21 protein-coding genes and 2 tRNA genes are annotated in these 24,308 nt (G+C 54.6%); 5 read left to right on the forward strand and 18 right to left on the reverse strand.

The features are described 5' to 3' along the window. Positions 1–2: 2 nt before the first annotated feature. Positions 3–947 (reverse strand): Gfo/Idh/MocA family oxidoreductase, encoded by a 945-nt coding sequence (locus tag H0484_RS05665; RefSeq protein ID WP_226953525.1) that lies wholly within the window; start codon positions 945–947, stop codon positions 3–5. 436 nt (positions 948–1,383) lie between these two features. Between H0484_RS05665 and H0484_RS05670 the strand changes: the two genes are divergently transcribed. Beyond that, complete coding sequence (locus tag H0484_RS05670) at positions 1,384–2,535, forward strand: alpha-hydroxy acid oxidase (protein WP_226953527.1); 1,152 nt, start codon at positions 1,384–1,386, stop codon at positions 2,533–2,535. Positions 2,536–2,588: 53 nt separating this feature from the next. On the opposite strand, the gene H0484_RS05675 is transcribed toward H0484_RS05670, so the two are convergent. The 8 genes from H0484_RS05675 to rnr all read right to left on the reverse strand — a co-directional run bounded on the left by H0484_RS05675 (position 2,589) and on the right by rnr (position 9,168). Next, on the reverse strand, positions 2,589–2,924 hold the full coding sequence (locus H0484_RS05675) for a BON domain-containing protein (protein ID WP_226953721.1): 336 nt from the start codon (positions 2,922–2,924) through the stop codon (positions 2,589–2,591). An 89-nt stretch (positions 2,925–3,013) separates the two neighbouring features. Further along, positions 3,014–3,175: a DUF1328 domain-containing protein gene (locus H0484_RS05680; RefSeq protein ID WP_226953529.1), complete on the reverse strand. Its 162-nt coding sequence runs from the start codon at positions 3,173–3,175 to the stop codon at positions 3,014–3,016. A gap of 51 nt (positions 3,176–3,226) precedes the next feature. Next, the gene (locus tag H0484_RS05685; protein ID WP_226953530.1) at positions 3,227–3,427 is read right to left on the reverse strand and encodes a CsbD family protein; all 201 of its coding nucleotides are present in this window, start codon (positions 3,425–3,427) and stop codon (positions 3,227–3,229) included. 419 nt (positions 3,428–3,846) lie between these two features. Then, positions 3,847–3,922 (reverse strand) — tRNA-Val (locus H0484_RS05690). A gap of 124 nt (positions 3,923–4,046) precedes the next feature. Beyond that, positions 4,047–4,319: an HU family DNA-binding protein gene (locus H0484_RS05695; RefSeq protein ID WP_226953532.1), complete on the reverse strand. Its 273-nt coding sequence runs from the start codon at positions 4,317–4,319 to the stop codon at positions 4,047–4,049. Positions 4,320–4,587: 268 nt separating this feature from the next. Further along, entirely contained in the window at positions 4,588–5,826 is a 1,239-nt protein-coding gene (locus H0484_RS05700) for a cystathionine gamma-synthase family protein (protein WP_226953534.1), read from the reverse strand. 46 nt (positions 5,827–5,872) lie between these two features. After that, complete coding sequence (rlmB, locus tag H0484_RS05705; RefSeq protein ID WP_226953536.1) at positions 5,873–6,622, reverse strand: 23S rRNA (guanosine(2251)-2'-O)-methyltransferase RlmB; 750 nt, start codon at positions 6,620–6,622, stop codon at positions 5,873–5,875. Between the two features lie 74 nt (positions 6,623–6,696). After that, complete coding sequence (gene rnr, locus H0484_RS05710) at positions 6,697–9,168, reverse strand: ribonuclease R (protein ID WP_226953537.1); 2,472 nt, start codon at positions 9,166–9,168, stop codon at positions 6,697–6,699. A 276-nt stretch (positions 9,169–9,444) separates the two neighbouring features. Between rnr and H0484_RS05715 the strand changes: the two genes are divergently transcribed. Beyond that, positions 9,445–9,529, forward strand: a tRNA-Leu gene (locus tag H0484_RS05715). Positions 9,530–9,732: 203 nt separating this feature from the next. Here the strand turns inward: H0484_RS05715 and H0484_RS05720 are convergent. The 3 genes from H0484_RS05720 to H0484_RS05730 all read right to left on the reverse strand — a co-directional run bounded on the left by H0484_RS05720 (position 9,733) and on the right by H0484_RS05730 (position 12,048). Further along, positions 9,733–10,059, reverse strand: coding sequence for a type II toxin-antitoxin system HicB family antitoxin (locus H0484_RS05720; RefSeq protein ID WP_226953538.1), 327 nt, complete (start codon positions 10,057–10,059; stop codon positions 9,733–9,735). 276 nt (positions 10,060–10,335) lie between these two features. Next, positions 10,336–11,460 (reverse strand): metallophosphoesterase, encoded by a 1,125-nt coding sequence (locus tag H0484_RS05725; RefSeq protein WP_315859932.1) that lies wholly within the window; start codon positions 11,458–11,460, stop codon positions 10,336–10,338. Between the two features lie 99 nt (positions 11,461–11,559). Beyond that, positions 11,560–12,048: a GlcG/HbpS family heme-binding protein gene (locus tag H0484_RS05730; RefSeq protein WP_226953541.1), complete on the reverse strand. Its 489-nt coding sequence runs from the start codon at positions 12,046–12,048 to the stop codon at positions 11,560–11,562. Between the two features lie 577 nt (positions 12,049–12,625). On the opposite strand from H0484_RS05730, the gene H0484_RS05735 reads away from it, so the two are divergent. Together H0484_RS05735 and H0484_RS05740 are read left to right on the forward strand one after the other, a co-directional pair. Next, positions 12,626–13,108, forward strand: coding sequence for a nucleoside deaminase (locus H0484_RS05735; RefSeq protein WP_226953544.1), 483 nt, complete (start codon positions 12,626–12,628; stop codon positions 13,106–13,108). 84 nt (positions 13,109–13,192) lie between these two features. Next, positions 13,193–14,215, forward strand: coding sequence for a FomA family porin-like outer membrane protein (locus tag H0484_RS05740; protein WP_449288522.1), 1,023 nt, complete (start codon positions 13,193–13,195; stop codon positions 14,213–14,215). Positions 14,216–14,234: 19 nt separating this feature from the next. Here H0484_RS05740 and H0484_RS05745 read toward each other — a convergent pair whose 3' ends face one another. The 3 genes from H0484_RS05745 to carA all read right to left on the reverse strand — a co-directional run bounded on the left by H0484_RS05745 (position 14,235) and on the right by carA (position 20,071). Then, positions 14,235–15,578 (reverse strand): solute carrier family 23 protein, encoded by a 1,344-nt coding sequence (locus H0484_RS05745; protein WP_226953547.1) that lies wholly within the window; start codon positions 15,576–15,578, stop codon positions 14,235–14,237. A gap of 84 nt (positions 15,579–15,662) precedes the next feature. Further along, positions 15,663–18,905, reverse strand: a complete 3,243-nt coding sequence (carB, locus tag H0484_RS05750) for a carbamoyl-phosphate synthase large subunit (RefSeq protein ID WP_226953550.1) — start codon at positions 18,903–18,905, stop codon at positions 15,663–15,665. Positions 18,906–18,916: 11 nt separating this feature from the next. Further along, complete coding sequence (gene carA / locus H0484_RS05755; protein ID WP_390624815.1) at positions 18,917–20,071, reverse strand: glutamine-hydrolyzing carbamoyl-phosphate synthase small subunit; 1,155 nt, start codon at positions 20,069–20,071, stop codon at positions 18,917–18,919. A gap of 211 nt (positions 20,072–20,282) precedes the next feature. Here carA and tal point away from each other — a divergent pair, with 211 nt between their 5' ends. Next, positions 20,283–21,242: a transaldolase gene (tal, locus tag H0484_RS05760; protein WP_226953551.1), complete on the forward strand. Its 960-nt coding sequence runs from the start codon at positions 20,283–20,285 to the stop codon at positions 21,240–21,242. Positions 21,243–21,265: 23 nt separating this feature from the next. On the opposite strand, the gene recR is transcribed toward tal, so the two are convergent. Genes recR through H0484_RS05775 form a run of 3 tightly spaced genes read right to left on the reverse strand, consistent with a single transcriptional unit; the run spans position 21,266 to position 24,301 of the window. Continuing rightward, positions 21,266–21,871 (reverse strand): recombination mediator RecR, encoded by a 606-nt coding sequence (gene recR, locus H0484_RS05765; protein ID WP_226953553.1) that lies wholly within the window; start codon positions 21,869–21,871, stop codon positions 21,266–21,268. A 10-nt stretch (positions 21,872–21,881) separates the two neighbouring features. Next, positions 21,882–22,208, reverse strand: coding sequence for a YbaB/EbfC family nucleoid-associated protein (locus tag H0484_RS05770; protein WP_226953555.1), 327 nt, complete (start codon positions 22,206–22,208; stop codon positions 21,882–21,884). A gap of 38 nt (positions 22,209–22,246) precedes the next feature. Further along, complete coding sequence (locus tag H0484_RS05775) at positions 22,247–24,301, reverse strand: DNA polymerase III subunit gamma/tau (protein WP_226953557.1); 2,055 nt, start codon at positions 24,299–24,301, stop codon at positions 22,247–22,249. Positions 24,302–24,308 lie beyond the last annotated feature (7 nt).

The following is a 24,308-nucleotide window of genomic DNA, read 5'->3' on the forward strand; positions in this document are numbered from 1 at the left end:
TGTTAACGCTTCAGGAAAGGATGGTAATCACCCGTCAGGGGCGACAATGCGGCGCCCCGAATATGCGAAACCGTCTCGATGGCGATACGATTTTCCTCTAGGCCAAAGCCACGCCCGGCAAGAATTTCTTCGTAGCTGCGCGTATGCAAATCGGTAAAACCGCCAGAGAACTCGATTTCCTCGCCGTCAACGGTAATAGAGCGGTAAGTGCGTTGCCCCGCCTCGCGCGCTTGCGCAGGCACGTCCTCGACATCCACAGAAAGAAACCACCGCACACGTGCACGCTCGTATTCCAGATAACCTGCGGCCTTGGTAGCACTTGAAAGATGCACTTTGTTGTCTTGCAGCTCTCCGAAGATAAAGTGCAGCATATCGAAAAAATGCACACCGATATTGGTGGCGATGCCTCCGGATTTATCCACACTTCCCTTCCAGGACTGTAAATACCAGTGGCCTCGGGAGGTTATGTAGGTGAGATCGACCTCGTGCTTACTACCCTTGCTTTGTGTTTGAATCTTGTCGCGCAGCGCCATGATGGCGGGATGCACGCGCAGTTGCAAAATGGTATTAACTTTGCGCCCTGTGTCTTTTTCAATCTCAAGCAGGCCGTCAATATTCCAGGGGTTTAAAACCAAAGGTTTTTCACAGATGGCATCGGCACCCGCGCGCAAGGCAAAGCGCATGTGCGAGTCATGCAAATAATTAGGCGAGCAGATCGCTACATAATCGATTTTTTTGGCATGATTGGCGCGGCTCAGTTTGTCTACATGCCTGTCGAAGCGCTCGAACTCTGTGAAGAACTCGGCCTCTGGGAAATGGCTATCGATAATGCCGACCGAGTCGTTGGGATCTAGCGCCGCCACTAGCTCGTTACCCGTTTCCTTGATGGCCTTCATGTGCCGTGGCGCTATGTATCCACCGACACCGATCAACGCAAAATTCTTCATCCTGGCCCCTTGGGCAAATAAAAATCAAAAAACCGGTAACAACTCAATCATAACTTGCCACCCCTGCCGAAAGGCAGTGAAGCTGGGCGCTGCGGCCCACTAGCGGTACGGCTTTTAGAGGTAAGTCGGTAAGTTGCCTAGGCTATGAGACACAGACCGCGATGCTACCCCAGGCATATCGATTTGCCCACTCTAACATGTAGTAATTCTGTAAAGAACCGCGACTTGAGCCCTACAGGCACAGCTGCACAGCCGCACAGCCGCACAGCCGCCGTAAAGCTTGCATCGCAGCAGAAACAGCAACAGAAACATTATATTACAAACTTAAGCTTAGCTGTGAGGACTACTAAAGAAAGCGTGATATTTGAATCCTAGCCTTCTAGCAAGCTGGCTAAAACCGCTAAACTACCGCAGTTAAAGCTAGCATGCCCCTCTCATGACTAACCTCGCTCGCATCACCTGCATCAAAGACCTTGAAGCATTGGCTAAACGTCGTGTCCCCACCATGTTCTACGACTACGCTGCTTCAGGCTCATGGACTGAACAAACTTTGCGTGCTAACGAGGCGGATTTTCAGCGCCTGCTTTTTCGCCAGCGCGTGGCTATAGACATCGCCCAACGCTCAATACGCTCTACCTTGCTGGGCAACCCCGTCGCCATGCCAGTGGCGCTGGCACCAACGGGCCTTACCGGCATGCAACATGCGGATGGCGAAATCCTTGCGGCGCGAGCTGCGCACCAGTTCGGTGTGCCGTTTACCTTATCTACGATGAGCATATGCTCGATCGAAGATATCGCTACCCATGTGCAGCAACCCTTCTGGTTTCAACTGTACGTCATGCGTGACCGGGAATTCATGCGCAGGCTCATCGAGCGAGCCAAAGCCGCTCAATGCTCCGCACTCGTGTTGACACTCGACCTTCAGGTCATGGGCCAACGTCACTTAGACATTAAAAATGGCTTAAGTACGCCGCCCAAACCTACCCTGCGCAATTTATTGAACTTAGCCACACGGCCACGCTGGTGTCTGAACATGGCGCGCACTTCACGTCGCCAGTTTGGCAATATCGTCGGGCATGTTACGGGCGTGACAGATATGTCTTCCCTGGCCTCCTGGACAGCCGAGCAGTTCGACCCCAGCCTGAATTGGGATGACGTAGCGCGCATTAAAGACTTGTGGGGAGGCAAGCTCATTTTGAAAGGTATCCTTGACCCCGAGGATGCTGAATTGGCCGTTCGCCATGGCGCTGACGCCATTGTGGTTTCCAACCACGGCGGGCGCCAATTAGACGGCGCGCCGTCGTCTATTCAGGCTTTGCCCAGTGTTGTGGCAGCGGTAAAGCAAGGCACTGAAGTCTGGCTCGACGGTGGGATACGCAGCGGACAAGATGTATTAAGAGCCATCGCTTTGGGTGCGCGTGGCACCATGATAGGCCGCCCCTTTCTGTACGGCCTAGGGGCTGCCGGCCAAGCCGGCGTCACCCGTTGCCTGGAAATCATTGCCAAAGAGCTCGACCTGTCATTGGCTTTCTGCGGCAAAACCAGTCTGGATCAAGTCGATAGCAGCATACTGTTAAAAAACAGCTAAAAAAACGCCTGCCCAGGGGAAGGGCAGGCGAGGTAGCCAAGCTTAAGTCACGATCAGTTGGCCTTTGCCGGATCCACCTTCAATTGATTGTCCACTTGCTTTACACCCTCTACATCGGCTGCAACGCGTTCGGCAAGTTCAATCTCAGCAGGGGTGCCAACGGTACCACTCAAGGTAGTTACCCCGTTGTTGGTTTCCACTGAAATCTCCAGAGCACTCAGCTCTTTCTGTCCCACGAATGCAGCCTTCACTTTGGTAGTAACTGCCGCATCAGAAGCATATTCGCCAACGGACTGAGCTGGCTTGCCATCGTCGTTAGCGTGCGCAACGCCGCCTAACGCCAACCCGCATCCAAGAATGGTGGCAGATAACAAGGTGCGAAACTTCATGGTATTTGCTTTCATAGCATGCTCCTTAAAAGACGCGTTAAGCGCTCTTTTGCATAATCGAAACGAAAATCGTGCTGTGCAGAGCGGCGTTATTTACGCAACACGCCACTGAGAATGGACAGCAGCGCCAACACCAAGAACACGAAGAACAGCACTTTGGCTATGCCCGCAGCCCCGGCGGCAATGCCCCCGAAACCCAAGATGGCAGCGATGATCGCGATAACAAAAAATACGGCGGCGTAATAAAGCATGGTGCTTCTCCTGATTAGGTGCTGGGGTTATCCACGGCCTCCTGAAAGGAGTCAGCGATTGTGATCGAAGAAATCACGCACCTCTTTTTCGGCCTGGTCCCGGGTTTTTCCATAACGCTCTTGAATCAGGCCAGCCAGACGTTCGGCATTACCTTCGGTCTTGGTCAATTCGTCATCGGTTAAGTCACCCCAGGCGGCCTTGGCCTTACCTGTCAGCTGCTTCCATTTACCTGCCACGATGTCGTTGTTCATGGTTTTCCCTTTATTAAGTGTCGCGAATGGCAGAAATCATGGCCTATGAAACTGCACTCGCTTTGCTTAAGAATGCTGATCAGCCTGTAATTCATGCTAGAGACTGAGGAAAGCAGTGTCAAACCCGAATATAAGTTTTTGTAAATTATGTTTTGTGCTGATTCTCGTGGTTTTCACTAGGCTATTTCAGCCAAGCAGCGCCAATATCGAAGTTACAAATTGGCAGGCCTTTAACCAGATCACTGCAGTCAATGCGAGATGGAAAAGAAAAAGGCACTTAGATTGCTCTAGGTGTAGTGCGGTAGGTAGCAAGCTCTTTTTGCTTGGCTAAGACTCTCTTAGGCTACCGCTTGAGTTGGCAAATGGGCAGAAAAAAAGCACTTAAGTTTCCTTAAGTGCTTGATTTCTTTAGCAATGAATGGTGGGTGCTACAGGGGTCGAACCTGTGACCTACGCCTTGTAAGGGCGCCGCTCTACCAGCTGAGCTAAGCACCCCTGTTTTTGCAGCAAACTATTTTTGCTGCGGGGCCGACTCATTGCAAAAGCGAAGCGAATTATAGCGTACCGCTGCCTGCAGGGCAAACGAGCAGTGCAAAAGCTGCCCGTTTGCACGCCTGAATCAGTTGACGGCGTCTTTCAGGGCTTTGCCGGGACGGAACTTGGGCACGCGCGCCTTCTTGATCTTGATAGCTTCGCCCGTGCGCGGGTTACGACCCGTGCGAGCAGCGCGCTCGGACACGGCGAAGGTACCGAAACCAACCAGCGTAACTGTGCCTTTCTTTTTGAGCGTAGTCTTGACCGCGCCAATGAACGCATCAAGCGCCCGGCCGGCGTCTGCCTTGGACAGATCAGCCTTGGTGGAGATGTGTTCGATGAGCTCTGTTTTGTTCATTTAAGAATCACCCCTGAAGATAATTTTTTACCAAGCGTGGGAGAACGCTTGGCACCAAAAAAAACACAGCACCCGGATGGTGCTGGTGCTGCTGCCAGACAGAAAACTCTAAGGATTGCTTCGTCTGCTGGCAACCTGAAGATGGCGCCAAAGATGCCATCCGGTTAAGGCGTATTAAGCCTTTGAAAACATACAGTGTCAAGCAAAAAACGCTGAAAACCCGCACCAACACTGCCTTTCAGGAAAAAAACGTTTTAGGAATTGTAAATCAGCCTGCCTTTTCCAAAGCCTGGGCAAAGTCACCGATAAGATCAGCTATGTCTTCTATGCCCACCGAAACACGCAGTAAACCATCTGCAATTCCCATTAACGCCCGACGCTCCGGCCCCATCTCGTGATAGATGGTGTGCGCCACGGGTAACACCAAAGTACGTGTATCACCCAAGTGCGTGGCGAGCACAAACACTTTCAAATGGTTCAAAAAGTCGAAAACATCGATGGAAGGCGCTAACTCTATCGCCACTAACGCACCATGATGATTGCCAAAAAACTGCTGGGAACGCTTATGCTGCGGATGAGTGGGCAATCCTGGATAGTGCACACGTGCCACTTTAGGATGCGAACTGAGTGTGCGCGCCAGCGCCATCGCATTCGTGCAAGAACGCTCCATGCGCAAAGCCAATGTTTCCGCACCGACCGCTATGCGGTGCGCCGCATCGGACGAGAGCGTCCCCCCCATATCACGCAAGCCTTTCTTTTTGATCTGCGTGAGCCCCCAAGAGGTCGGGTTGCCGTTGCGATAGACATCGGCAATATTAGGGTACTGCTGCCAATCGTATAAGCCGGTCTCGGTCACCATCCCACCTAAGGCATGGCCATGTCCGCCTATATACTTTGACAGCGAGTTCATCACCAAAGAAGCGCCCATCTTTTTGCCTTGGCAAAGCCAAGGCGTGGTCAGCGTATTGTCGATGACATAGACTAAGTTTTCTTCGTTACACCAACGGCCAATGTTTTGCATGTCGGCAATTTGCGTACCGGGATTGGCGATGGTTTCCACGAAAACCATGCGTGTGTTGGCTTGCTTGGCCGCCTTCACCTGCTCTACGTCGGTCGCATCGACCAAAGTTACCTCTACCCCTAAGCCTGCCAGTGTCATCAGCAAGCTATTGGTATTACCAAAAATAAACTGACTGGCAATCAGGTGGTCACCCTGCTTCAACAGCGTGAAAAAAATAGCCGTCAACGCCGCCATACCGGTGGCGAAGCTGACAGAAGCCAGGCCGCCTTCCATAGCAGTCACCTTGGTTTCCAGCGCCGCCGTCGTAGGGGTGCCTTGGCGCGCATAGGTAAAGCCCGACTTGCCTTGAAAAACCGCCGCCAACTCTCGCGCGTCATTAAACGCATATTCGGAAGACGGATGCAGGGGTTTATGTATAGCCCCATGCTCTATGCCTGCACGACGATCAGAGTGGACAATAGCGGTGGTAAAACCTTGGTCTGACATGATTAGCCCTGAGAGATGGCTGGAATGTGAAGGAACAAAAGGCGTCTTAGGCTGATTGACGTTGACGCACGGTTTCGTACAGGCAAATGGCACTGGCCACACTGACATTCAGGCTTTCCACAGCCCCTAACATGGGCAAGCGCACAAGCTCATCACAGGTTTCCCGAGTCAGGCGGCGCATACCTTCGCCCTCGGCCCCCATTACCCAGGCCATGGGGCGACGCGCCTGCACTTGGTATAGGTCTCCGGAAGCCTGATCATCGGTACCCACCACCCACACATCGCGTGTTTTCAAGTGGCGCATGGTACGTGCCAGATTGGTGACCATAAGATAAGGAACAGTTTCGGCAGCGCCGCAGGCCACACGCTGCACCGTGGCATTCAAGCCCACGGCACGATCGCGCGGTGCAATCACGGCATGCACCCCTGCTGCATCCGCAGTACGCAGGCAAGCCCCCAGATTGTGAGGGTCAGTGACGCCATCTAACAGCAGCAGAAATGGCGCTGTGCCTTGTGCTTCGAGCGTATCGAGAATTTCGTCAAGATCGTTGGCCAATTCATTAGCTTGCGCCAATGCCACCACACCTTGGTGACGTGTGCCGCGAGCCAAACCGTCGAGACGTTCGGCAGGCACCGCAGAGCATTTCAGCCCTGCCGCTTCAGCCTGCGACATGAGCCCCGCCATGCGCTTGTCTTGGCGGCTGGCATCTATATAAATTTGCTGAATGGTACTGGGTGCATGGCGCAGACGCGCGGTGACAGCGTGAAACCCAGCCAATATTTGCTGCGAGGACATGAGCTACCTTTTACGTATTCATCTGGGTGGAAATACGCTTCCACCCGCTGCTCGCATTCTACTCCTACAGGCAATCAGCGCCGCTTACGTACCGCCGGCTTACTGCTTGTACTGGCGGTGGGTTGGCGTGTGCTGCGCTTTTCATCGGCACGGCGTTGTCGGGCGGTTGTCCCTTTCAAGGCTGCCGGCTTGGTGGAAGCCGCCCTCTTTACTCGACGCGGCGACTCTTCTTCAGCAGAGCTTATGTCTTTTTGCAGTGCCTTGAACGTTGTGCCTTTGACCAAACGAAAATCAATACGCCTGGCTTCGAGGTCTACCCTTGCCACCTGCACTTGTACGGCATCGGTAAGGCGATAGCGCATACCGGTACGTTCGCCCCGCAGCTCGTGCAGCGAATCGTTGTACTGGAAATAATCCGAGCCCAGCTCGGAGACATGGACCATGCCTTCCACGAACAAGGTGTCCAAGGTAATGAACAAGCCAAAAGCGGCAACACCCGTCACGCGCCCGCTAAAAACTTCGCCTACGTGCTCTTTGACGAACCAGCACTTAAGCCAAGCCTCGACATCACGAGAGGCGTCATCCGCACGGCGTTCACGCGCAGACAACACCAAACCCAGTTGCTCCCAGATGCTGCGGTCCCGCTCTTTGGGAGGCAGGCCTTCGAGGGCCTCGGCATCGGGCACTTGAGGAACATATTGACGCTTATCCAATATGGATTTGATAACGCGGTGCATCAGCAAATCGGGATAGCGACGGATAGGTGAAGTGAAATGGGCATATTGTTCGTATGCCAAGCCAAAGTGACCGGACTCTTCGGGGCTATAGATAGCCTGTTGCATGGACCGCAAACACATGGTTTGCAATACCGCATAATCTGGCCGATGCCGCGCCTGCTCTAGCAACTGCATGTAGTCTTTGGTACTGGGTTCGTCCCCGCCTTCAAGGTGCAGGCCCAGCGTACGCAGGTATTCACGCAGATTACGCAATTTGTCGGGTGTGGGGCCCTCATGCACTCGGTACAAACCGGTGCGCCGATTGCGACGCGTGAAATCGGCTGCGCAGGTATTGGCCGCCAGCATGCACTCTTCGATCAGCTTATGCGCATCATTGCGCTCGTAAGGCACAATGCGCTCGATACGCCCCAAGGGGTTGCACACAATGCGCGTTTCAACAGTGTCAAAATCTATGGCCCCCCGTTTGGCGCGTGAGTCTTGCAGCAGCTGATACAAGGTATACAGATGACTGACGTGCTCGAAGCGTTCGCCCAAAGACTGGGCCGCAGGCCCAGTAGGCTGTTGAAGCGCAGCCCATATATCGGTGTAAGTGGTGCGCGCATGCGAACGTATCACGGCGGGATAGAACTGGTAGGCCGACACGACGCCTGCCTTCGCGCCTTTCTGTGGAATCACCATGTCGCACACCAATGCCAGGCGGTCGACATCGGGGTTCAAGGAACACAAACCATTTGAAAGGCTTTCCGGCAGCATGGGAATGACGCGGCGCGGAAAATAAACGCTGGTGCCTCGCTCGAAAGCATCGGCATCAAGCCCGCTGCCCGGCGTTACGTAATGGCTGACATCAGCAATTGCCACCAGCAAACGCCAACCCGGCCTCTTGCGCTGGCCGGTGCCCAGCTCGACCGGCTCACAATAGACCGCGTCGTCGAAATCCCGAGCGTCTTCGCCATCTATGGTGATAAAGGGAGCGTCGCGCAGATCCACCCTGCCCTTTAAATCGCCTCGACGGACAGTTTCGGGCAGCTTGGCGGCCTCTTTCCTGGTCTGATCAGAAAACTCCACAGGCACGTCGAACTTACGGACGGCGATCTCTATCTCCATCCCAGGGTCGTCTATCGCCCCCAGCACTTCGACAACCCGCCCCAAAGGCTGGGTATGGCGTGTGGGCTGCTGCAAGATTTCAACCACTACGACTTGGCCTGAGTCTGCCCCGCCAGCGTCGCTGGGCGTTACAAGAATGTCATGCTTGATACGTTGATCTTCTGGCACAACGATGTAAGCGCCGCTTTCACGCAAGAAACGCCCCACCAGTTTGTTAGTGCGACGCTCTAGGACCTCGACAATAGCGGCTTCAGGTTTGCCACGGTATTCACCGTCTTGACGCACAAGCACGCGATCGCCGTGCAGTACTTTAAGCATTTCGCGTGGTGACAGAAAAAGGTCAGGCCCGCGATCGTCGCGCAAAAGAAAACCAAACCCGTCGCGATGCCCTTGCACTCTGCCCGCTATGAAATTGCTTTTTGCAACGGCTTGCACCTTACCTCGTGCGTCTTGTGTGAGTTGTCCGTCTCGCTCCATGGCGCCTAAACGGCGCGACAGGCCAACAGAAAATGGATATTTAGCCCCAAGCGCTTTCGCAAGCGCGCGCGGCGTCAGGGCGTCGGCTGCGTCACGCAGCACTTGCATGATGGCCTCGCGAGAGGGGACGTCGGGATCGAAGTCCGGTGGTAGGACCGGCTCGTCGTAGGGGCTGGACCCGGCGGATGGTTTATTGTTCTGAGTGTTGCTTTTTGATGACTTTGCCAAGGAATTTTCCAAGTTGAAAAAAGTGCGCTATAATCTTTTTCTCGCTGCACGAAGCAAGACAAATAGTCAAGCTAAGCCGCTTAACTAAATCAAGCTAAACAATAAGGCTTTAGGCCTTAAAGTTTCAGGGCTTAGTTTAACGGTTTATCGGCACAGAGTTAAAGCAATATGCAAAAGCGCAAGCTTACAGCAAACTTTGCGACAACCCTGTTAAAGATTTGAGCAGCACTTGCAGAAAAATTTTTTGCACTATAAAATAGCGCACTTTCTGTAAATGCCCAGGTGGCGGAATTGGTAGACGCGCATGGTTCAGGTCCATGTGCCGCAAGGTGTGGAGGTTCGAGTCCTCTCCTGGGCACCACCGCTAAACAGAGAACCCAGCTAAGCTTAATGGTTTAGCTGGGTTTTTTGTCGTGCCGGACTCTGCTTGAACGTCCGAGTGCAAGGCTAAGCAAACGCTCGGTGCCTCAGCCCTTCGGAGTATCGGCAGCCGATCTGTCTTGATCACCATGTCCACAATAGGCAAAATGAATGCCTACGAAAGCTAAAACATGAAAACCTGCTCTACATTGCCAGTTTTGCAGAAATGAGCCGGTTCATGCTAATCCCTTTCTCCGCAGCTTCGATAGCCAATTTCTGATGTACTAGCGGCGTCACACGTGCAGCAATTTTGCCGCTGAACTTCTTGCTAGACATAGGTTGCGGCACTGGTTCGCCAGACGCAGTCAGTTCGGCGATTACGTTTTTCACCACATCCATAATCCCTTCCAGGGCTTTTGTTGGGTCAGCGTCAAGCCAGGATAGCGAAGGAAATTCAGCGCACAGGCCGACATGCTCACCATCGTCATCTGACCAGATTACCCTGTAGGTATAGTTTCGTGCATGTTCCATTTTTGACCTCATAGCGCATTCAATTTGTCAATCGCAGCAATAACTTGCCTAACTTGATAGGCTTTAGCCTTATTACCCGACTTTTGCAGATTAATTCGAGGATCGCCCGCCCAGGGCATTTTAAAAACTGTGTGGCTACCACCTGTGGTTCGTGGTGGTCCAAATAGGTGGGTACAAACCTTGAGCAGATCAGCAAACCCCACATTGTGGGGATTCTGTTAATTTTAAGTTCTAGCACAACAAGCCCCAGCGGATAAGGCTTGCCTAATTTGAACGCTATCTTTGCCTCGCAGCCGATCGCAAGGTAATTCTAGATATCTCTGAAGGTTTGCCCAAACGTATCGGAAATCCAGGCCATAAACCGCTGCCATTACTGACATACAGCGCCATTCCCTCTACGTCATAGCGCCCAGACACAAAACCCTCATTCGCCCACTGAGTAAGCCAGTGCAATACCAGTATCTGGCCGCCGTGCGTGTGTCCAGACAACTGCAGATCGGCTCCAGCACCGGCATTCTTGAGAGCCCCGCCCGGACGATGGCTGAGCAGGATAACGGCGGAGTCCGCAGGCACACCTGCCAGCGCCGCGACGATGTCAGGCATGGGTTGACTTAAAGGCGCAGCGGCTGGGTCAGTGACCCCGGCCAAGGTGAACTCAGCATCGTTGTGCCGGATAGTTACGTGCTCGTTACTGAGTATGCGGATACCCAAACGCTTGAAGTGATCCAGCCATTGCTGGTGTTCTGCGTAGTACTCATGGTTGCCTACCACCGCGTAAACAGGATGGCGCGCCGCCAGGGACTTCAGCGGTTCTACATCATTCGTACGCGCTGCCACAGTTCCATCAAGCAAATCACCAGTAATCACTATCATGTCAGCGTCGAGCGCATTCGTCCGCTCGACAACGGCTTGCATCCATGTGCGCGGCAACAGGCGGCTTGCATGTAAATCGGTAAGCTGAATAAGCTGAAACCCGTCCAGCTCGGCGGGTAGATGCGCCACTTCAATCTCGATGTCTCGCACTTCGGGGACCTTCACCGCCTGCCATACCCCAAGAGCTGCCAAGAGCATGGCACACAAACCCATGCCGGCTCGAGGACCGGGAGCCCCAAGCACGCACCGCCCTACTCGCTTGGAGCAAAGCACGGCCAGCAGGCCGCATAGATCGAGGAAGAAAACAAAAGCTGCGGTCAGCAGCACAGCACTATAGGCCCAGCCAAGCAGCATCAACCCAACTGCCGGAATTTCTGGCGACGCCATCGAGCCAAAAAAATTGCGCGTCACCAAATGGTGCTGTGAAATCAACACCAGAACAACAGCCACGCCCCATTTCGTTCCGCTACGCCAACGTTGCAAAAAGACGACTCGCCACGCGACGTAGAGCGCCAGCAGGCTGCTCACAACATGAAACACAATACGCTCATTAAACCAACAGAACAGAACTTCGGCGGTAAGCGCCTGAAGGAAATCAGGCTCCTACCGGAGAAACTTGAAACCCCTTTATTCGGTAGCCGCGCCGATTGCCTTCAGGCCGGCTACAGCGCATTTGGCGTCGATATCGCCGCTGGGGGCCCCACCAACGCCAATGCCGCCAACCAGCGCCTTACCTACCCTGATTGGCAGGCCGCCCCCTTGAATCACCATGCGGTTATCCATATAACGCAGGCCGTCATTCTCGGGCTTGGAAGCAATAAAAGCGGAAAGGCCGGCTGTGTCCCGACCCATGGCTGCAGAAGTATAAGCCTTACCCGTCGCGCTGGCTCCGGTATGGGCCCCCGAGTTGTCGGCCTTCAGGAGTACTTTGGTTGCTCCGTCGCGCGCCACAATCGCAACACTGACGTTGTATCCTTCGGCAACGCAGGCTTTCAACGCTGCGTCTGCGGCCTTGGTAGCCAATTCTAGCGGCAAATAAGGTGTTGTGGGGAGCTCTTGCGCCGTAACAGACAAGGGAGCGAGGAGCGCGGAAGCAATAAATATTTTACGAATCATCTCAGGTTCCTTTGTTATAAAACAATACCCAATAAAACAATGTTCTTGGGTCGAATATGCCGATTTAATTTAATTGACAAAAACCAAGAAACGCACTAGAAAAAATTTGAATTAATACCAGTAATCAATTGGTAAAGATCATGGCCTAGCAAGTGCCATTTTTACAAAATTCCCCGCTTCTTCACCATCGTACTTTTTCTAATATTGGTTACTCGATAAACACCGGTTATCACAAGAAGAAAAACACCATAACATGCAGCTATTCCGCACATACCCAACAGAAACATTTTTTAAATAAACAATCTAAAAGTAACTTTTGCCTGGGCCTACTAATTTAATAGCAAACTTTGACCTTCTTCTGCTAAAGGGTAATTATGCTCTCTCGTATAGTCTCTAGTCGCATTTCATTTGCTGGTGCAGTCGTTTTATTATTCTTGTAGAGTTGCTGATCAAAGGAGGCGCAGACGTGAATCTGGATAGCAAGGGCGTAACACCGCTGCAGCATGCCCAACGCGCAGGCTATCGCGATATCGAAGCGCTGTTGCAGGCCGCCGGTGGCCGTTAAAAAGGAGACATTATGATCGTTGCAAACAAAGACGAGGCCAACCATTTTTTAGCGACTGCAATCAAGCTGGCCCATGAGAATGTCCTGTCAGGCGGTCGGCCTTTTGGTGCCGTCATTGTCAACGAAGGAAAAGTCATTGCCACTGGCGTCAATGAGATCCACCGGACTCATGACCTTACTGCTCATGCCGAACTCTTAGCCATTCGCACCGCTTGTGCATCGCATGGGCCAGGCTCTTTGAAAAACAGCACAGTCTACGCCAGTGGCCATCCTTGCCCCATGTGCATGGCGGCAATGCGCATGGCAGGTGTTCAGCAAATTTTCTACGCCTATTCCAACGAAGACGGAGCCCCTTACCATTTATCTACGGCTGATATTTATGCTGACCTGAGACGCCCTTTTTCTGAGCAATCCATGTCCATTACTCACCTTCCCCAAAAGGACGAGTCTGCTCCCAGCCTTTATGAGCAGTGGGCCCAAGCGCAAAAAGCTTAATATTTACGTTCTTTTAAATTTGCTGCTCACCAGACGATTTTTCGGTGATAGATGCGAACTCGCCATCCATTTCAGCCAAATAAAATGAAAAACCATTCAAAACTTCTTGGACTAGCCCTACTGATGGCTGGCGCCGCACAGGCCACAGAATTCCAACCCTCGGGCAATTTAGGCCTGACACAAACTTTTTATGGCAATTCGGGTAGTTATAAAACCGCCACCGCCCATCCATCGCTGGTATTCAACTACCAGTTTGCACCCAAATGGAGCATAGATATTGAATGGGATAGAACCTGGAACCTGCACTCATACAATGGTGGCCGCAAGCAGCAAAATAACGACTTTAGCCAACCCGATGCAACGCTGAACTATAGCTACGGCACACTCGGAGACTCCAAGGTCGATTGGTCCTCTTCTTTAAAGATCGAGACCCAAAGCAATTTCAATAACAACAGTCAAGCCTATGTTATGGCTCAGACGGTTTTCGACTTTTCCCGATATCTGCCCTCGAATGATTACCTTAAGTCTACGCAGTTCGCTTTGGCGCCTATGTATGTTTACGGCAAAAACATCAGCGGGCCATCGGGCAAGGTTCACACCGCAGGGCTGGGCCTACTGACCAACTGGACACTACCGGCCAATTTTTCTCTTACCGTTAACGCCTATGTTTTCAAAGACTGGTATAACGGCACCTTTGTTATCAGCAACAACAACACTAACTACAAGAACGCCACTTATTTCATGTTGTCAGCATGGCTGGAGTATTCAAAAATACTGCACCAGTTCAATGCAAAAACGTCCCTGGCCTTCAATTTCTCGGGTGGGTTTGACCCCTACATCATGTCCAACCGGCGTGCCTCATGGGACCCTTTCTTGGCCGGCAACGATATGAACCAATGGCTATCGCCAACGGTAATGGAAGGCAACTATAAGCGCACTTATGATCTTTTTGCTACCCCACAACTTAGCCTGACTTACAACGTCAACAAGAACTTCTCCATCAACGCTTTTGTACAAGTAAAGTATTCCAACCAAGTGTGGGGTCAAACCGAAAAAGACTGGCGCTTTCAGCCCCAAGGCGGTTTCGGTTTAAGCTACGGTTTTTAAGGCTAGGGCGAGCCAAACATCAGCTCGCCTTGCGCATGCCTCGCATCAGGGCGTACAGGATGATGGCACCGAAAGTTGCCGTTCCTATGCCATCCAGACGGAAAACGCCAAACTCTACCGAGAAATTACCGGCACCCAACACCATGGTGACAGCAGCTACGAGCAAGTTGCGGTTATCAGAGAAATCCACTTGGTTAACCACCCAGATGCGGGCGCCGGCAATGGTGATCAAGCCAAACACCACTACGGCCATTCCCCCTAGCACTGGGCCAGGAATAGTCTGTATGAGTGCGCCGAATTTGGGTGAAAAGCCCAGCAAAATGGCAAAAGCTGCTGCAATCAAGAAGATCAGCGAAGAGTAAATACGCGTGACGGCCATAACTCCGATGTTCTCGGCGTAAGTCGTGACGCCTGTGCCACCCACCGAACCCGCAACCATGGTGGCAATACCGTCACCCACGAAGGCCCTGCCTAGATAGGGATCGAGATTGCGGCCCGTCATCGCGCTGACCGCCTTGATATGGCCAAGGTTCTCGGCCACCAGTACCAGTACTACCGGGGCAATGACGGCAATCGCGCCGTAGTTTATGGCGCGGCCAGCCCCCTCTCCCGAAAAGGGCATGGTGAAGTTAGGCAAGCCCACCCAGGCAGCCTGAGTCACGCCGGAGAAATCAATAGCCTGACCCAAGCCCATGAGATTGGCAAACAGCCAGTACAGTACATAGGCCAGCATCAGGCCCAGCAGAACCAGCAATCGCTGGGGCGTACCGCGGGCATACACACCCATGCCCATCACGCACAATATGGTCATCAAGGCCATGATCGTGTCAAAACTGCCGCCCCCCATGGCACCTTTGACAGCAATGGGCGCCAAATTCAAGCCAATGACGGCCACGATCGCACCCGTTACCACAGGCGGCATCAGCTTATCTATCCACGTGGCGCCATCGCCCCCGCGTGAACCCACCCACCACACCAGCAAACCAATCAAGGTGTAGATCAAACCACACACCACGATGGCAACGAGGGCAACTTCGATATTAGGGTTAGGCCCCGAGCCGGTATAACCGGTTACCGCCACCACGCCGCCGATGAAAGCAAAACTGGAACCTAAATAGCTCGGTACACGCCCACCTACCAGCAGGAAGAAAATCAAGGTGCCCACGCCGGACATCAAGACCGCCACATTGGGGTCAAAACCCATCAAAAGTGGTGCCAAAATGGTAGAGCCGAACATGGCCACAACGTGCTGCGCCCCCAAAGCCACACTTTGAGGCATGGGCAAGTACTCATCCGGCTGAACCACCGCCCCCTGCTCTCGTACCTGGACGCGGCGCCAATTCGGAAAATATCGACTCGACATGATGAAAACCCCTTTTTATTTGTTGATTGTGGATGAGATATACAGAAAAAAATGATGCGGCCTAGGCCGCATCATTTTTTTGGGTTATGCCGACTTCAATAAGGCATGCAGCTCGCGCAAGGGATAGACTTTCAAGCCTTCGCCTTGGCGTAAGTACTTCAAGCCCTCGACCGCAGCGCTGGCGCCGGCAATCGTGGTAAAGAAAGTCACCCCGCCGCTCAGCGCATTCGTGCGAATCAGACGTGAATCGGCAATGGCGTTACGGCGTTCTTCTACCGTATTGATCACCAATGCGATTTCGCCGCTCTTCATCATATCGACGATATGCGGGCGGCCCTCGGTAATTTTGTTGACTACCGTCACCGTCAAACCGGCCTCTTTCATGGCAGCCGCAGTACCACGCGTTGCCACAATGCTGAAGCCCAGCCCAATCAAGCCACGCGCCACTTCGACGGCACGCCCCTTATCTTGGTCGCGCACGCTGATGAAAGCCACGCCGGAGGCAGGCATATGTACGCCGGCCGCCAACTGGGATTTGACGAAAGCTTCGCCGAAGCTCTGGCCAACGCCCATGACTTCACCAGTGGACTTCATCTCGGGACCGAGAATGGTGTCAACGCCGGGGAACTTGACGAACGGGAAGACAGCTTCTTTAACGCAATAGTAAGGAGGCACGACTTCGTGCTGAACGCCTTGGCTAGCCAAAGACTGACCTGCCATGACACGCGCTGCGACCTTGGCCAACTGCAAGCCGGTTACCTTGGACACGAAAGGCACGGTGCGCGAAGCACGGGGATTGACTTCGAGCACGTAGACGTCGCCATCTTGAATGGCGAACTGCACGTTCATCAGGCCCTTGACGTTCAAGGCCTTGGCCATGACCGAGGTCTGGCGCTTGATCTCTTCGACGATGGCCGGTTCCAGTGAGTACGGGGGCAAACTGCAAGCCGAATCGCCGGAGTGCACGCCGGCCTGCTCGATATGCTGCATGACGCCGCCGATGAACACTTGTTCGCCGTCTGCAATGCAGTCCACGTCGACTTCAGTGGCGTTGTTGAGGAAGTGGTCCAACAACACCGGCGAGTCGTTGCTGACCTTGACGGCTTCACGCATGTAGCGCTCAAGGTCTTGCTGCTCGTGCACGATCTCCATGGCGCGGCCACCCAGCACATAGCTGGGACGCACCACCAAGGGATAGCCGATTTCGGCTGCCATGGTCAAGGCTTCGCCTTCGTTGCGTGCCGTGCGGTTGGGTGGCTGACGCAGACCCAACTTGTGCAGCAGCTTCTGGAAGCGTTCGCGGTCTTCGGCAACGTCGATGGAGTCGGGGCTGGTACCTATGATGGGTACACCGTTGGCTTCGAGGGCACGCGCCAGTTTCAAGGGCGTTTGACCGCCGTATTGCACGATGATGCCTACGGGTTTTTCTTTCTCCACGATCTCAAGCACGTCTTCCAGCGTCAGGGGCTCGAAATACAGGCGATCGGAGGTATCGTAGTCGGTAGAGACGGTTTCGGGATTGCAGTTGACCATAATGGTCTCGTACCCGTCTTCACGCAGCGCCAAGGCGGCATGCACGCAGCAATAGTCGAACTCGATGCCCTGGCCGATACGGTTGGGGCCACCGCCCAGCACGATGATCTTTTTACGATCGGTGGGCTCGGCTTCGCATTCCTCTTCGTATGTGGAATACATGTAAGCCGTGTTGGTGGGGAATTCGCCTGCGCAGGTATCGACGCGCTTGTACACAGGGCGCACACCCAACTGGTGCCGCAGCTTGCGCACTTCGGCTTCAGTAGAGTCGAGCAGGAAAGCCAGACGGCGATCGGAGAAACCATGGCGCTTAAGCGCGAACAGCGTGTCTCTGTCGATTTCGGAAAGCGTTTTCTGTTCGAGGGCAAGTTCGATATCGACGATTTCTTTGACTTGAGCCAGGAACCAAGGATCAATCTTGGTGAGCTGGTGCACTTCGTCCAGGCTAAACCCTTGGGCAAAGGCATCGCCCACGTACCAAATACGCTCGGGGCCGGGTTCGGCCAACTCAACCTGCAGTTTTTCGCGGTCTGTGGTCTTTTGATTCAAGCCATCGACACCCACTTCCAGCCCACGCAAGGCCTTCTGGAAAGACTCCTGGAAGGTGCGACCGATAGCCATCACCTCGCCCACGGATTTCATTTGCGTGGTAAGGCGCGAATCTGCTTGCGGGAATTTTTCGAAGGCGAAACGCGGCACCTTGGTGACAACGTAGTCGATGGCCGGCTCGAACGAAGCGGGCGTAGCCCCACCCGTGATTTCGTTCTTGAGCTCGTCCAGCGTATAACCCACAGCCAGGCGTGCAGCCACTTTGGCAATGGGGAAGCCGGTAGCCTTGGAAGCCAAGGCGCTCGAACGGGAGACGCGTGGGTTCATCTCGATGACGATAACGCGGCCATTATCGGGATTGACGGCAAACTGTACGTTGGAACCGCCGGTATCGACACCGATTTCACGCAACACAGCGATAGAGGCATCGCGCAGAATCTGGTATTCCTTGTCAGTCAGCGTCTGGGCGGGAGCAACCGTGATGGAGTCACCCGTATGCACGCCCATAGGGTCAAGGTTTTCAATAGAGCAGACGATGATGCAGTTATCAGCGCAGTCGCGAATAACCTCCATCTCGAATTCTTTCCAGCCCAGCAGCGATTCTTCGATCAGCAGCTCTTTAGTGGGCGATGCTTCCAGGCCACGACGGCAAATGGTCTCGAACTCTTCGGGGTTGTAGGCAATACCGCCCCCCGTTCCACCCAGCGTGAAGCTAGGGCGAATGACCATGGGAAAGCCCAGACCACCAACGCTCTGGGAGATGGATTTTTGAACTTGCCAGGCCTCTTCCATGCTGTGAGCGATGCCGGATTTAGCCGACTCCAGACCGATGGAATCCATGGCCAGCTTGAATTTCTGCCTGTCTTCGGCTTTATCGATGGCCTCGGCATTAGCGCCTATCAGCTCGACCCCATGCTTATCGAGCACACCGTGCTTGGCCAGGTCCAGCGCGCAGTTCAAGGCGGTTTGGCCACCCATTGTGGGCAGCAAAGCATCGGGTTTCTCACGCTCGATGATTTTTTCGACGGCCTCCCAAGTGATGGGCTCGATGTAAACCACATCGGCCGTCTCGGGGTCTGTCATGATCGTGGCCGGATTGCTGTTGACCAGGATGGTTCGATAGCCTTCGGCTTTAAGCGCCTTGCAAGCTTGTGCGCCCGAATAATCGAACTCGCAAGCCTGGCCGATAACAATCGGGCCGGCGCCAATGATGAGAATGCTTTTTATGTCTGTACGCTTTGGCATAGTGGGTATTTTTACGCTTGGCCGGCCATGAGGCTGATGAATTTATCGAAGAGCACGGTGATGTCGCGCGGGCCCGGACTGGCCTCTGGATGGCCTTGGAAGCAGAATGCCGGGGCATCGGTAAGCTCGAAGCCCTGCAAAGTGCCGTCAAACAGCGAAACGTGGGTGACGCGCGCATTGGCTGGCAAAGTCTGCGCATCGACACTGAAGCCATGATTCTGGCTAGTGATGAAGAGGCGGTCAGTACCGACCTCTTGTACGGGATGGTTCGCACCATGGTGGCCCGCTTTCATCTTGACAGTGCGAGCCCCTACGGCCAAGCCCATGATCTGCTGACCCAGGCAAATGCCAAACAACGGAATCTTGCGCTCAATTGCCGCCTTGGCGGTGGCAATGGCGTAGTCGCAAGGCTCTGGGTCTCCGGGGCCATTGGACAAAAAGATACCGTCGGGATTCAGTGCAAGAACTTCCTCTACCGGTGTCTGGGCAGGCACAACAGTGATTTTGCAATCACGGTCGGCCAGCAGACGCAGGATGTTGGACTTGACGCCAAAATCGAAAGCGACGACGTGGTACTTGCCGTCGCCCACTTGATGGTAGCCGGCACCCGGCTTCCACGTGCTTTGCTTCCATTGCAGGGTTTCGCGAGTGGAAACCTTGCTGGCAAGATCTTGCCCGGCCATGCCGGGGAATTCGCGCGCCAGCTGAACCGCACGTTCGGCGTCGTCGCCGACGAGGATACATGCGCCCTGGGCACCGCCGTCACGCAGGATACGCGTGAGTTTACGCGTATCTACGCCGGCAATGGCCACCACACCCTCTGCCTTCAAGTAGTCGGGCAAGGTATGGGTGGCACGAAAATTGGACATGCGCTGGGGGCAATCACGCACCACCAGGCCAGCGGCGTGGATACGTGTGGACTCGACATCGTCGGCATTCATGCCGGTGTTGCCGATATGCGGATAGGTAAAGACGACAAACTGACCGCTATAGCTGGGATCCGTGAGGATCTCTTGGTAGCCGGTCATGGATGTATTGAAGACGGCCTCTGCAACAGCGACACCCTCGGCTCCGATGGAGTGTCCCCTGAATACCGTACCGTCTGCCAAGGCCAGGATAGCGATGGGCGCGCGATGGGACGCCTCTGAAAAAAGGGATGGCAGCACAGTAAACCCCGAATGGTTCAAAATCGATGATCAAACTTATCGATTATACCTTGCTTGGCCACCTGCCCGCTTCAATCTCGTAGAGTTTTATTCATCATCCCCCGCTGGTCAACGCCGCCCACCACAGCGTTGTCATTCAAGATACGTATACTATCGCTAGCCAGGCGCCAATATTCATGCGCCCTCACCCCTCTTACAGCAGGAAACCGTCATGCCCACCCAGTTGGAATCGCTGCGTCAATTCACCACGGTAGTCGCCGATACAGGCGACGTCGACGCCATCCGTGTACACCGCCCTACCGACGCTACGACCAACCCCTCCCTTATCCTTAAGGCCGTCAAGCAAGAGCGCTATCGCCCTTTGCTGGAAAAAGTGGTGGCTGACAACCCGCACGCCGACCTGGCGACGCTTACCGACCGCCTGCTGGTGGCATTCGGAAAAGAAATTCTCGCGATTATTCCTGGGCGCGTGTCTACCGAGGTCGATGCCCGCTTATCCTTCGACACGGCCGCCACCTTGGTGCGGGCAAAGCACATCATAGACACCTATGCCCAAGCCGGCATAGAGCGGGAACGCATACTGATCAAAATTGCTTCTACCTGGGAAGGCATACAAGCAGCTCGCGCCCTGCAGGCAGAAGGCATAGCCTGCAATCTGACTTTACTGTTTTCTCTAGAACAAGCGATTGCCTGCGGCCAAGCGGGTGTACAGTTGATTTCCCCTTTCGTGGGCCGTATTTACGACTGGCACAAGAAACAGGCCGGCGCCAATTGGGACGAGGCCGCTCACACCGAGGCCAACGACCCCGGCGTGCAGTCCGTGCGTACTATTTTTCATTATTACAAAGCGCACGGCATCGTCACCGAAGTCATGGGCGCCAGCTTTCGCAATATCGGCCAAATCCGTGCGCTGGCCGGATGCGATCTGCTAACCATCAGCCCCGAACTGCTAGCGGAGCTCAACGCCGACAACACCCCCCTGTCGGCACAGCTCAAAACCAGCGATAGTTCAGCGCTGGCGCTGACGCGTCAAGTACTGGATGAAGTGGGATTTCGCACAGGGCTTAACGAAAACGCCATGGCCACCGAAAAACTGGCAGAAGGAATACGCGCGTTTGTAGCAGACGCCCTGCATCTAGACGCCCTACTAGAGCAGGCGCGCCAAAAATAGCGCCCCGCTCGCACGCGGCACCATTAATGGGCCTTACGCTCCATGAGCGCCCAGGCAATGGTGCCTGCGTCGACATATTCGAGCTCGCTACCGGCGGGCACGCCGCGAGCCAAACGGGTCACCTTCAGGCCTCGCTCGCGCAGTAGCTCGGCGAGATAATGCGCAGTGGTTTCGCCTTCGGCGGTGAAATTCGTGGCCAGGATAACCTCTTTGACCAGGCCATCTGTGGCGCGCGCAAGCAGGCGATCAAACTGAAGTTGCGCTGGGCCGACCCCCTCTAGAGGCGCCAAGCGCCCCATCAGAACGAAATACAAGCCTTTATAACCATGGCTGGCTTCGATCATGTTCTGATCTGCGGGCGTTTCCACTACGCACAATAAAGATTCGTCGCGTTTGGGATGCGAACAGGTGGCACAGATGGGGGTTTCAGTAAAACCGTTGCAGCGCTCGCAATGAAGCAAGCCTTCTACGGCATGCGATAAAGCCAGCGCGAGCTGAGCCGCACCTGGCTTGTCATGCTGAAGCAGGTGATAAGCCATGCGCTGCGCGGTGCGCGGCCCCACTCCCGGCAAACGCTTAAGCGCTTCTATCAGGGTTTGAAGAGGCGCGGGCTCACCCAGTACGTCCATGAGTACGAAATCAGAAAGGCAGCTTCATGCCGGGGGGCAATGGCATTCCAGCGGTCACACCCGCCATTTTCTCTTGGGAGGTAGACTCCACCTTGCGCAGGGCGTCGTTAATGGCGGCAGCCACCAGGTCTTCGAGCATGTCTTTGTCGTCTTCCAGCAAGCTGGGGTCGATTTCAACCCGGCGTACATCGTGGCGACAAGTCATGTTGACTTTGACCAGGCCACCACCCGACGCACCTTCAACCACTATATCTGCAAGCGCTTCTTGAGCCTTGCGCATGTTTTCTTGCATCTGCTGCGCTTGGCGCATCAGGCCCGCGATCTGACCTTTCATCATGAGGAGCGATCCTTTATCTTTCTGTGTGAAATAAGAATTCAAGCACCCGTGCGACCGACCGCGATCGGCTGCTCGGGACGAATGGAACCCGCAATAATACGCGCGTCAAAGGTTTCAATGAAGGCTTGCACAACGGTATCTCGTTGCACCGCCAATTCGGCTTGATGCTGGCGTTCGGCACGCTCGGCTTGCGCGACGGCATGCGCCGTATCTTCGCCGGTTTGGCCAAACTCGATCTCCAGGCGCAGCGGCTGGCTGAAATGCTCGGCCAAGACGGTGGCCAAGCGTGCACGGCCTGCGCTTTGCTCTGGCGTCAGCAAGCCTACGCGAAGCTTGACCACATTTTTCTGTACACCTAGCCATTCGCTTTGGCGCGCCAGCTCGGAAGCCCAACCGGTTACGGGCAGCGCTGCCGCCAACGCCGGCCAAGCCGCCGACGTCATCGCGTCAAGACGCGGAGGCGTGGAAGAGTCCTCGACATCGTCAAGCGACGCCATTTGAGCCGAAACAGCGCCTGCCAGATCCGCTGCATACGCGTCGTCATCGCTTACCGGACCATACGTGTCGTCGTCTGGCACGTCCTCCAACCAAGCCGGCGGTTCGCTGCTATCTTCGGACGCTACCGAGACGGCGGTTTCCGGCTGCGAGGAAACTGGAGTGACTTCGGGTACTGATTCGGGCGGAGGCTCTGGGTGAGTGGGTTCGGATGCGGCGGATGCCTTTGGCCTTGCCGGCACGGACTTGGCCGCTTGCACCGTAGCAGGCAATTCTTCCCATGCAGGGACATCTTCAGGCGCTGCAACAGGCTTAGCCTCAGCCTCGGCTTTGGCGACAGGTGCCTCGGTAGGCAGGTTTTGCTTAGGCGTGACAGCTACGGGCAAGACAGGTGTTGCCGCTTGGGCAGAGACGGCAGGCACCGTAGCCTCAGCGACCTCTTTTACCTCCGGGCCAGGATTCTCAGCACCGGGCTGCCCTCCCCCGCTGCCACTACCTGAAGGGGTAGCCACATCGGGCGAAACAAAAGCCAACATACGCAAGCAAGCCATGACAAAACCCGCGTATTCGTCGGGCGCCAAGGCAAGCTCGCTGCGGCTGTGCACAGCCACCGAATAGAAAAGCTGTACCAAGTCGGGATGCATGCGCTGGGCAATATCTTGCAGCGAAGCCGCAAGTTGCACGTCACCCGTAGGCGCATCGGGTACGCGTTGCAAAATAGCTATACGCGACAGCAAGCCCGCCAAGTCATCTAGCGCGCTTTGATAGGACAATCCCCGGTCAGCCAGTTCGTCGGCAATGGCCAATACACCGGGCCCGCTAGCTTGCAGCAACGCCTCCAGCAAACGCACCAGATAGCGTTGATCTATGGTGCCCAGCATGCCCTGAATAGCGGCCTGAGTCAGATTACCGGCACTATAGGCAATACCCTGATCCGTCAGAGAAAGCGCATCACGCATGGAGCCGCTCGCAGCTCGCGCAAGCAGTTGCAGCGCGGGGACTTCGAAGGGGATGCCCTCTTGGCCCAAAACATACTGCAGATGCTCGACGATGGCGTCGGGCGTCATCTGCTTGAGGTTGAACTGCAAGCAGCGCGACAACACCGTGACAGGAATTTTTTGCGGGTCAGTCGTGGCGAGGATGAACTTGACGTGGGGTGGCGGCTCTTCCAGCGTTTTGAGCATGGCGTTGAAAGCATGGCCGCTTAGCATGTGCACTTCGTCGATCATGTAGACCTTGAAGCGACCGACTCCGGGCGCGTATACCGCTTGCTCAAGCAGTTGCGTCATTTCGTCGACGCCGCGATTGGAAGCGGCATCGAGCTCGACGTAATCCACAAAACGCCCACTGTCGATCTCGGTACAAGCACGGCAGACTCCACAGGGGGTAGCCGTGATGCCGGTCTCACAATTCAAAGACTTGGCAAGTATGCGAGATAAGGTGGTTTTTCCCACCCCGCGCGTGCCGGTGAATAACCAGGCATGATGCAGTCGTTGCGTAGACAGCGCGTGCGTCAGCGCCCGGACCACGTGATCCTGGCCAACCAGGGTGTCAAACAAACGAGGCCGCCACTTACGCGCCAATACCAGATAAGACATGCGGGGG

The sequence above is a fragment of the Mesopusillimonas faecipullorum genome, from assembly GCF_020539505.1.
Taxonomy (GTDB): domain Bacteria; phylum Pseudomonadota; class Gammaproteobacteria; order Burkholderiales; family Burkholderiaceae_B; genus Mesopusillimonas; species Mesopusillimonas faecipullorum.

Coding starts and splice junctions, on each gene's coding strand:
- H0484_RS05665 (WP_226953525.1), bottom strand. CDS start 947: ATGAAGAATTTTGCGTTGATCGGTGTCGGTGGATACATAGCGCCACGG.
- H0484_RS05745 (WP_226953547.1), bottom strand. CDS start 15,578: ATGTCGAGTCGATATTTTCCGAATTGGCGCCGCGTCCAGGTACGAGAG.
- H0484_RS05730 (WP_226953541.1), bottom strand. CDS start 12,048: ATGATTCGTAAAATATTTATTGCTTCCGCGCTCCTCGCTCCCTTGTCT.
- H0484_RS05775 (WP_226953557.1), bottom strand. CDS start 24,301: ATGTCTTATCTGGTATTGGCGCGTAAGTGGCGGCCTCGTTTGTTTGAC.
- H0484_RS05680 (WP_226953529.1), bottom strand. CDS start 3,175: ATGCTTTATTACGCCGCCGTATTTTTTGTTATCGCGATCATCGCTGCC.
- H0484_RS05695 (WP_226953532.1), bottom strand. CDS start 4,319: ATGAACAAAACAGAGCTCATCGAACACATCTCCACCAAGGCTGATCTG.
- carB (WP_226953550.1), bottom strand. CDS start 18,905: ATGCCAAAGCGTACAGACATAAAAAGCATTCTCATCATTGGCGCCGGC.
- H0484_RS05700 (WP_226953534.1), bottom strand. CDS start 5,826: ATGTCAGACCAAGGTTTTACCACCGCTATTGTCCACTCTGATCGTCGT.
- tal (WP_226953551.1), top strand. CDS start 20,283: ATGCCCACCCAGTTGGAATCGCTGCGTCAATTCACCACGGTAGTCGCC.
- H0484_RS05675 (WP_226953721.1), bottom strand. CDS start 2,924: ATGAAGTTTCGCACCTTGTTATCTGCCACCATTCTTGGATGCGGGTTG.
- H0484_RS05670 (WP_226953527.1), top strand. CDS start 1,384: ATGACTAACCTCGCTCGCATCACCTGCATCAAAGACCTTGAAGCATTG.
- H0484_RS05740 (WP_449288522.1), top strand. CDS start 13,193: ATGAAAAACCATTCAAAACTTCTTGGACTAGCCCTACTGATGGCTGGC.
- H0484_RS05735 (WP_226953544.1), top strand. CDS start 12,626: ATGATCGTTGCAAACAAAGACGAGGCCAACCATTTTTTAGCGACTGCA.
- H0484_RS05720 (WP_226953538.1), bottom strand. CDS start 10,059: ATGGAACATGCACGAAACTATACCTACAGGGTAATCTGGTCAGATGAC.
- H0484_RS05685 (WP_226953530.1), bottom strand. CDS start 3,427: ATGAACAACGACATCGTGGCAGGTAAATGGAAGCAGCTGACAGGTAAG.
- H0484_RS05770 (WP_226953555.1), bottom strand. CDS start 22,208: ATGATGAAAGGTCAGATCGCGGGCCTGATGCGCCAAGCGCAGCAGATG.
- rlmB (WP_226953536.1), bottom strand. CDS start 6,622: ATGTCCTCGCAGCAAATATTGGCTGGGTTTCACGCTGTCACCGCGCGT.
- recR (WP_226953553.1), bottom strand. CDS start 21,871: ATGGACGTACTGGGTGAGCCCGCGCCTCTTCAAACCCTGATAGAAGCG.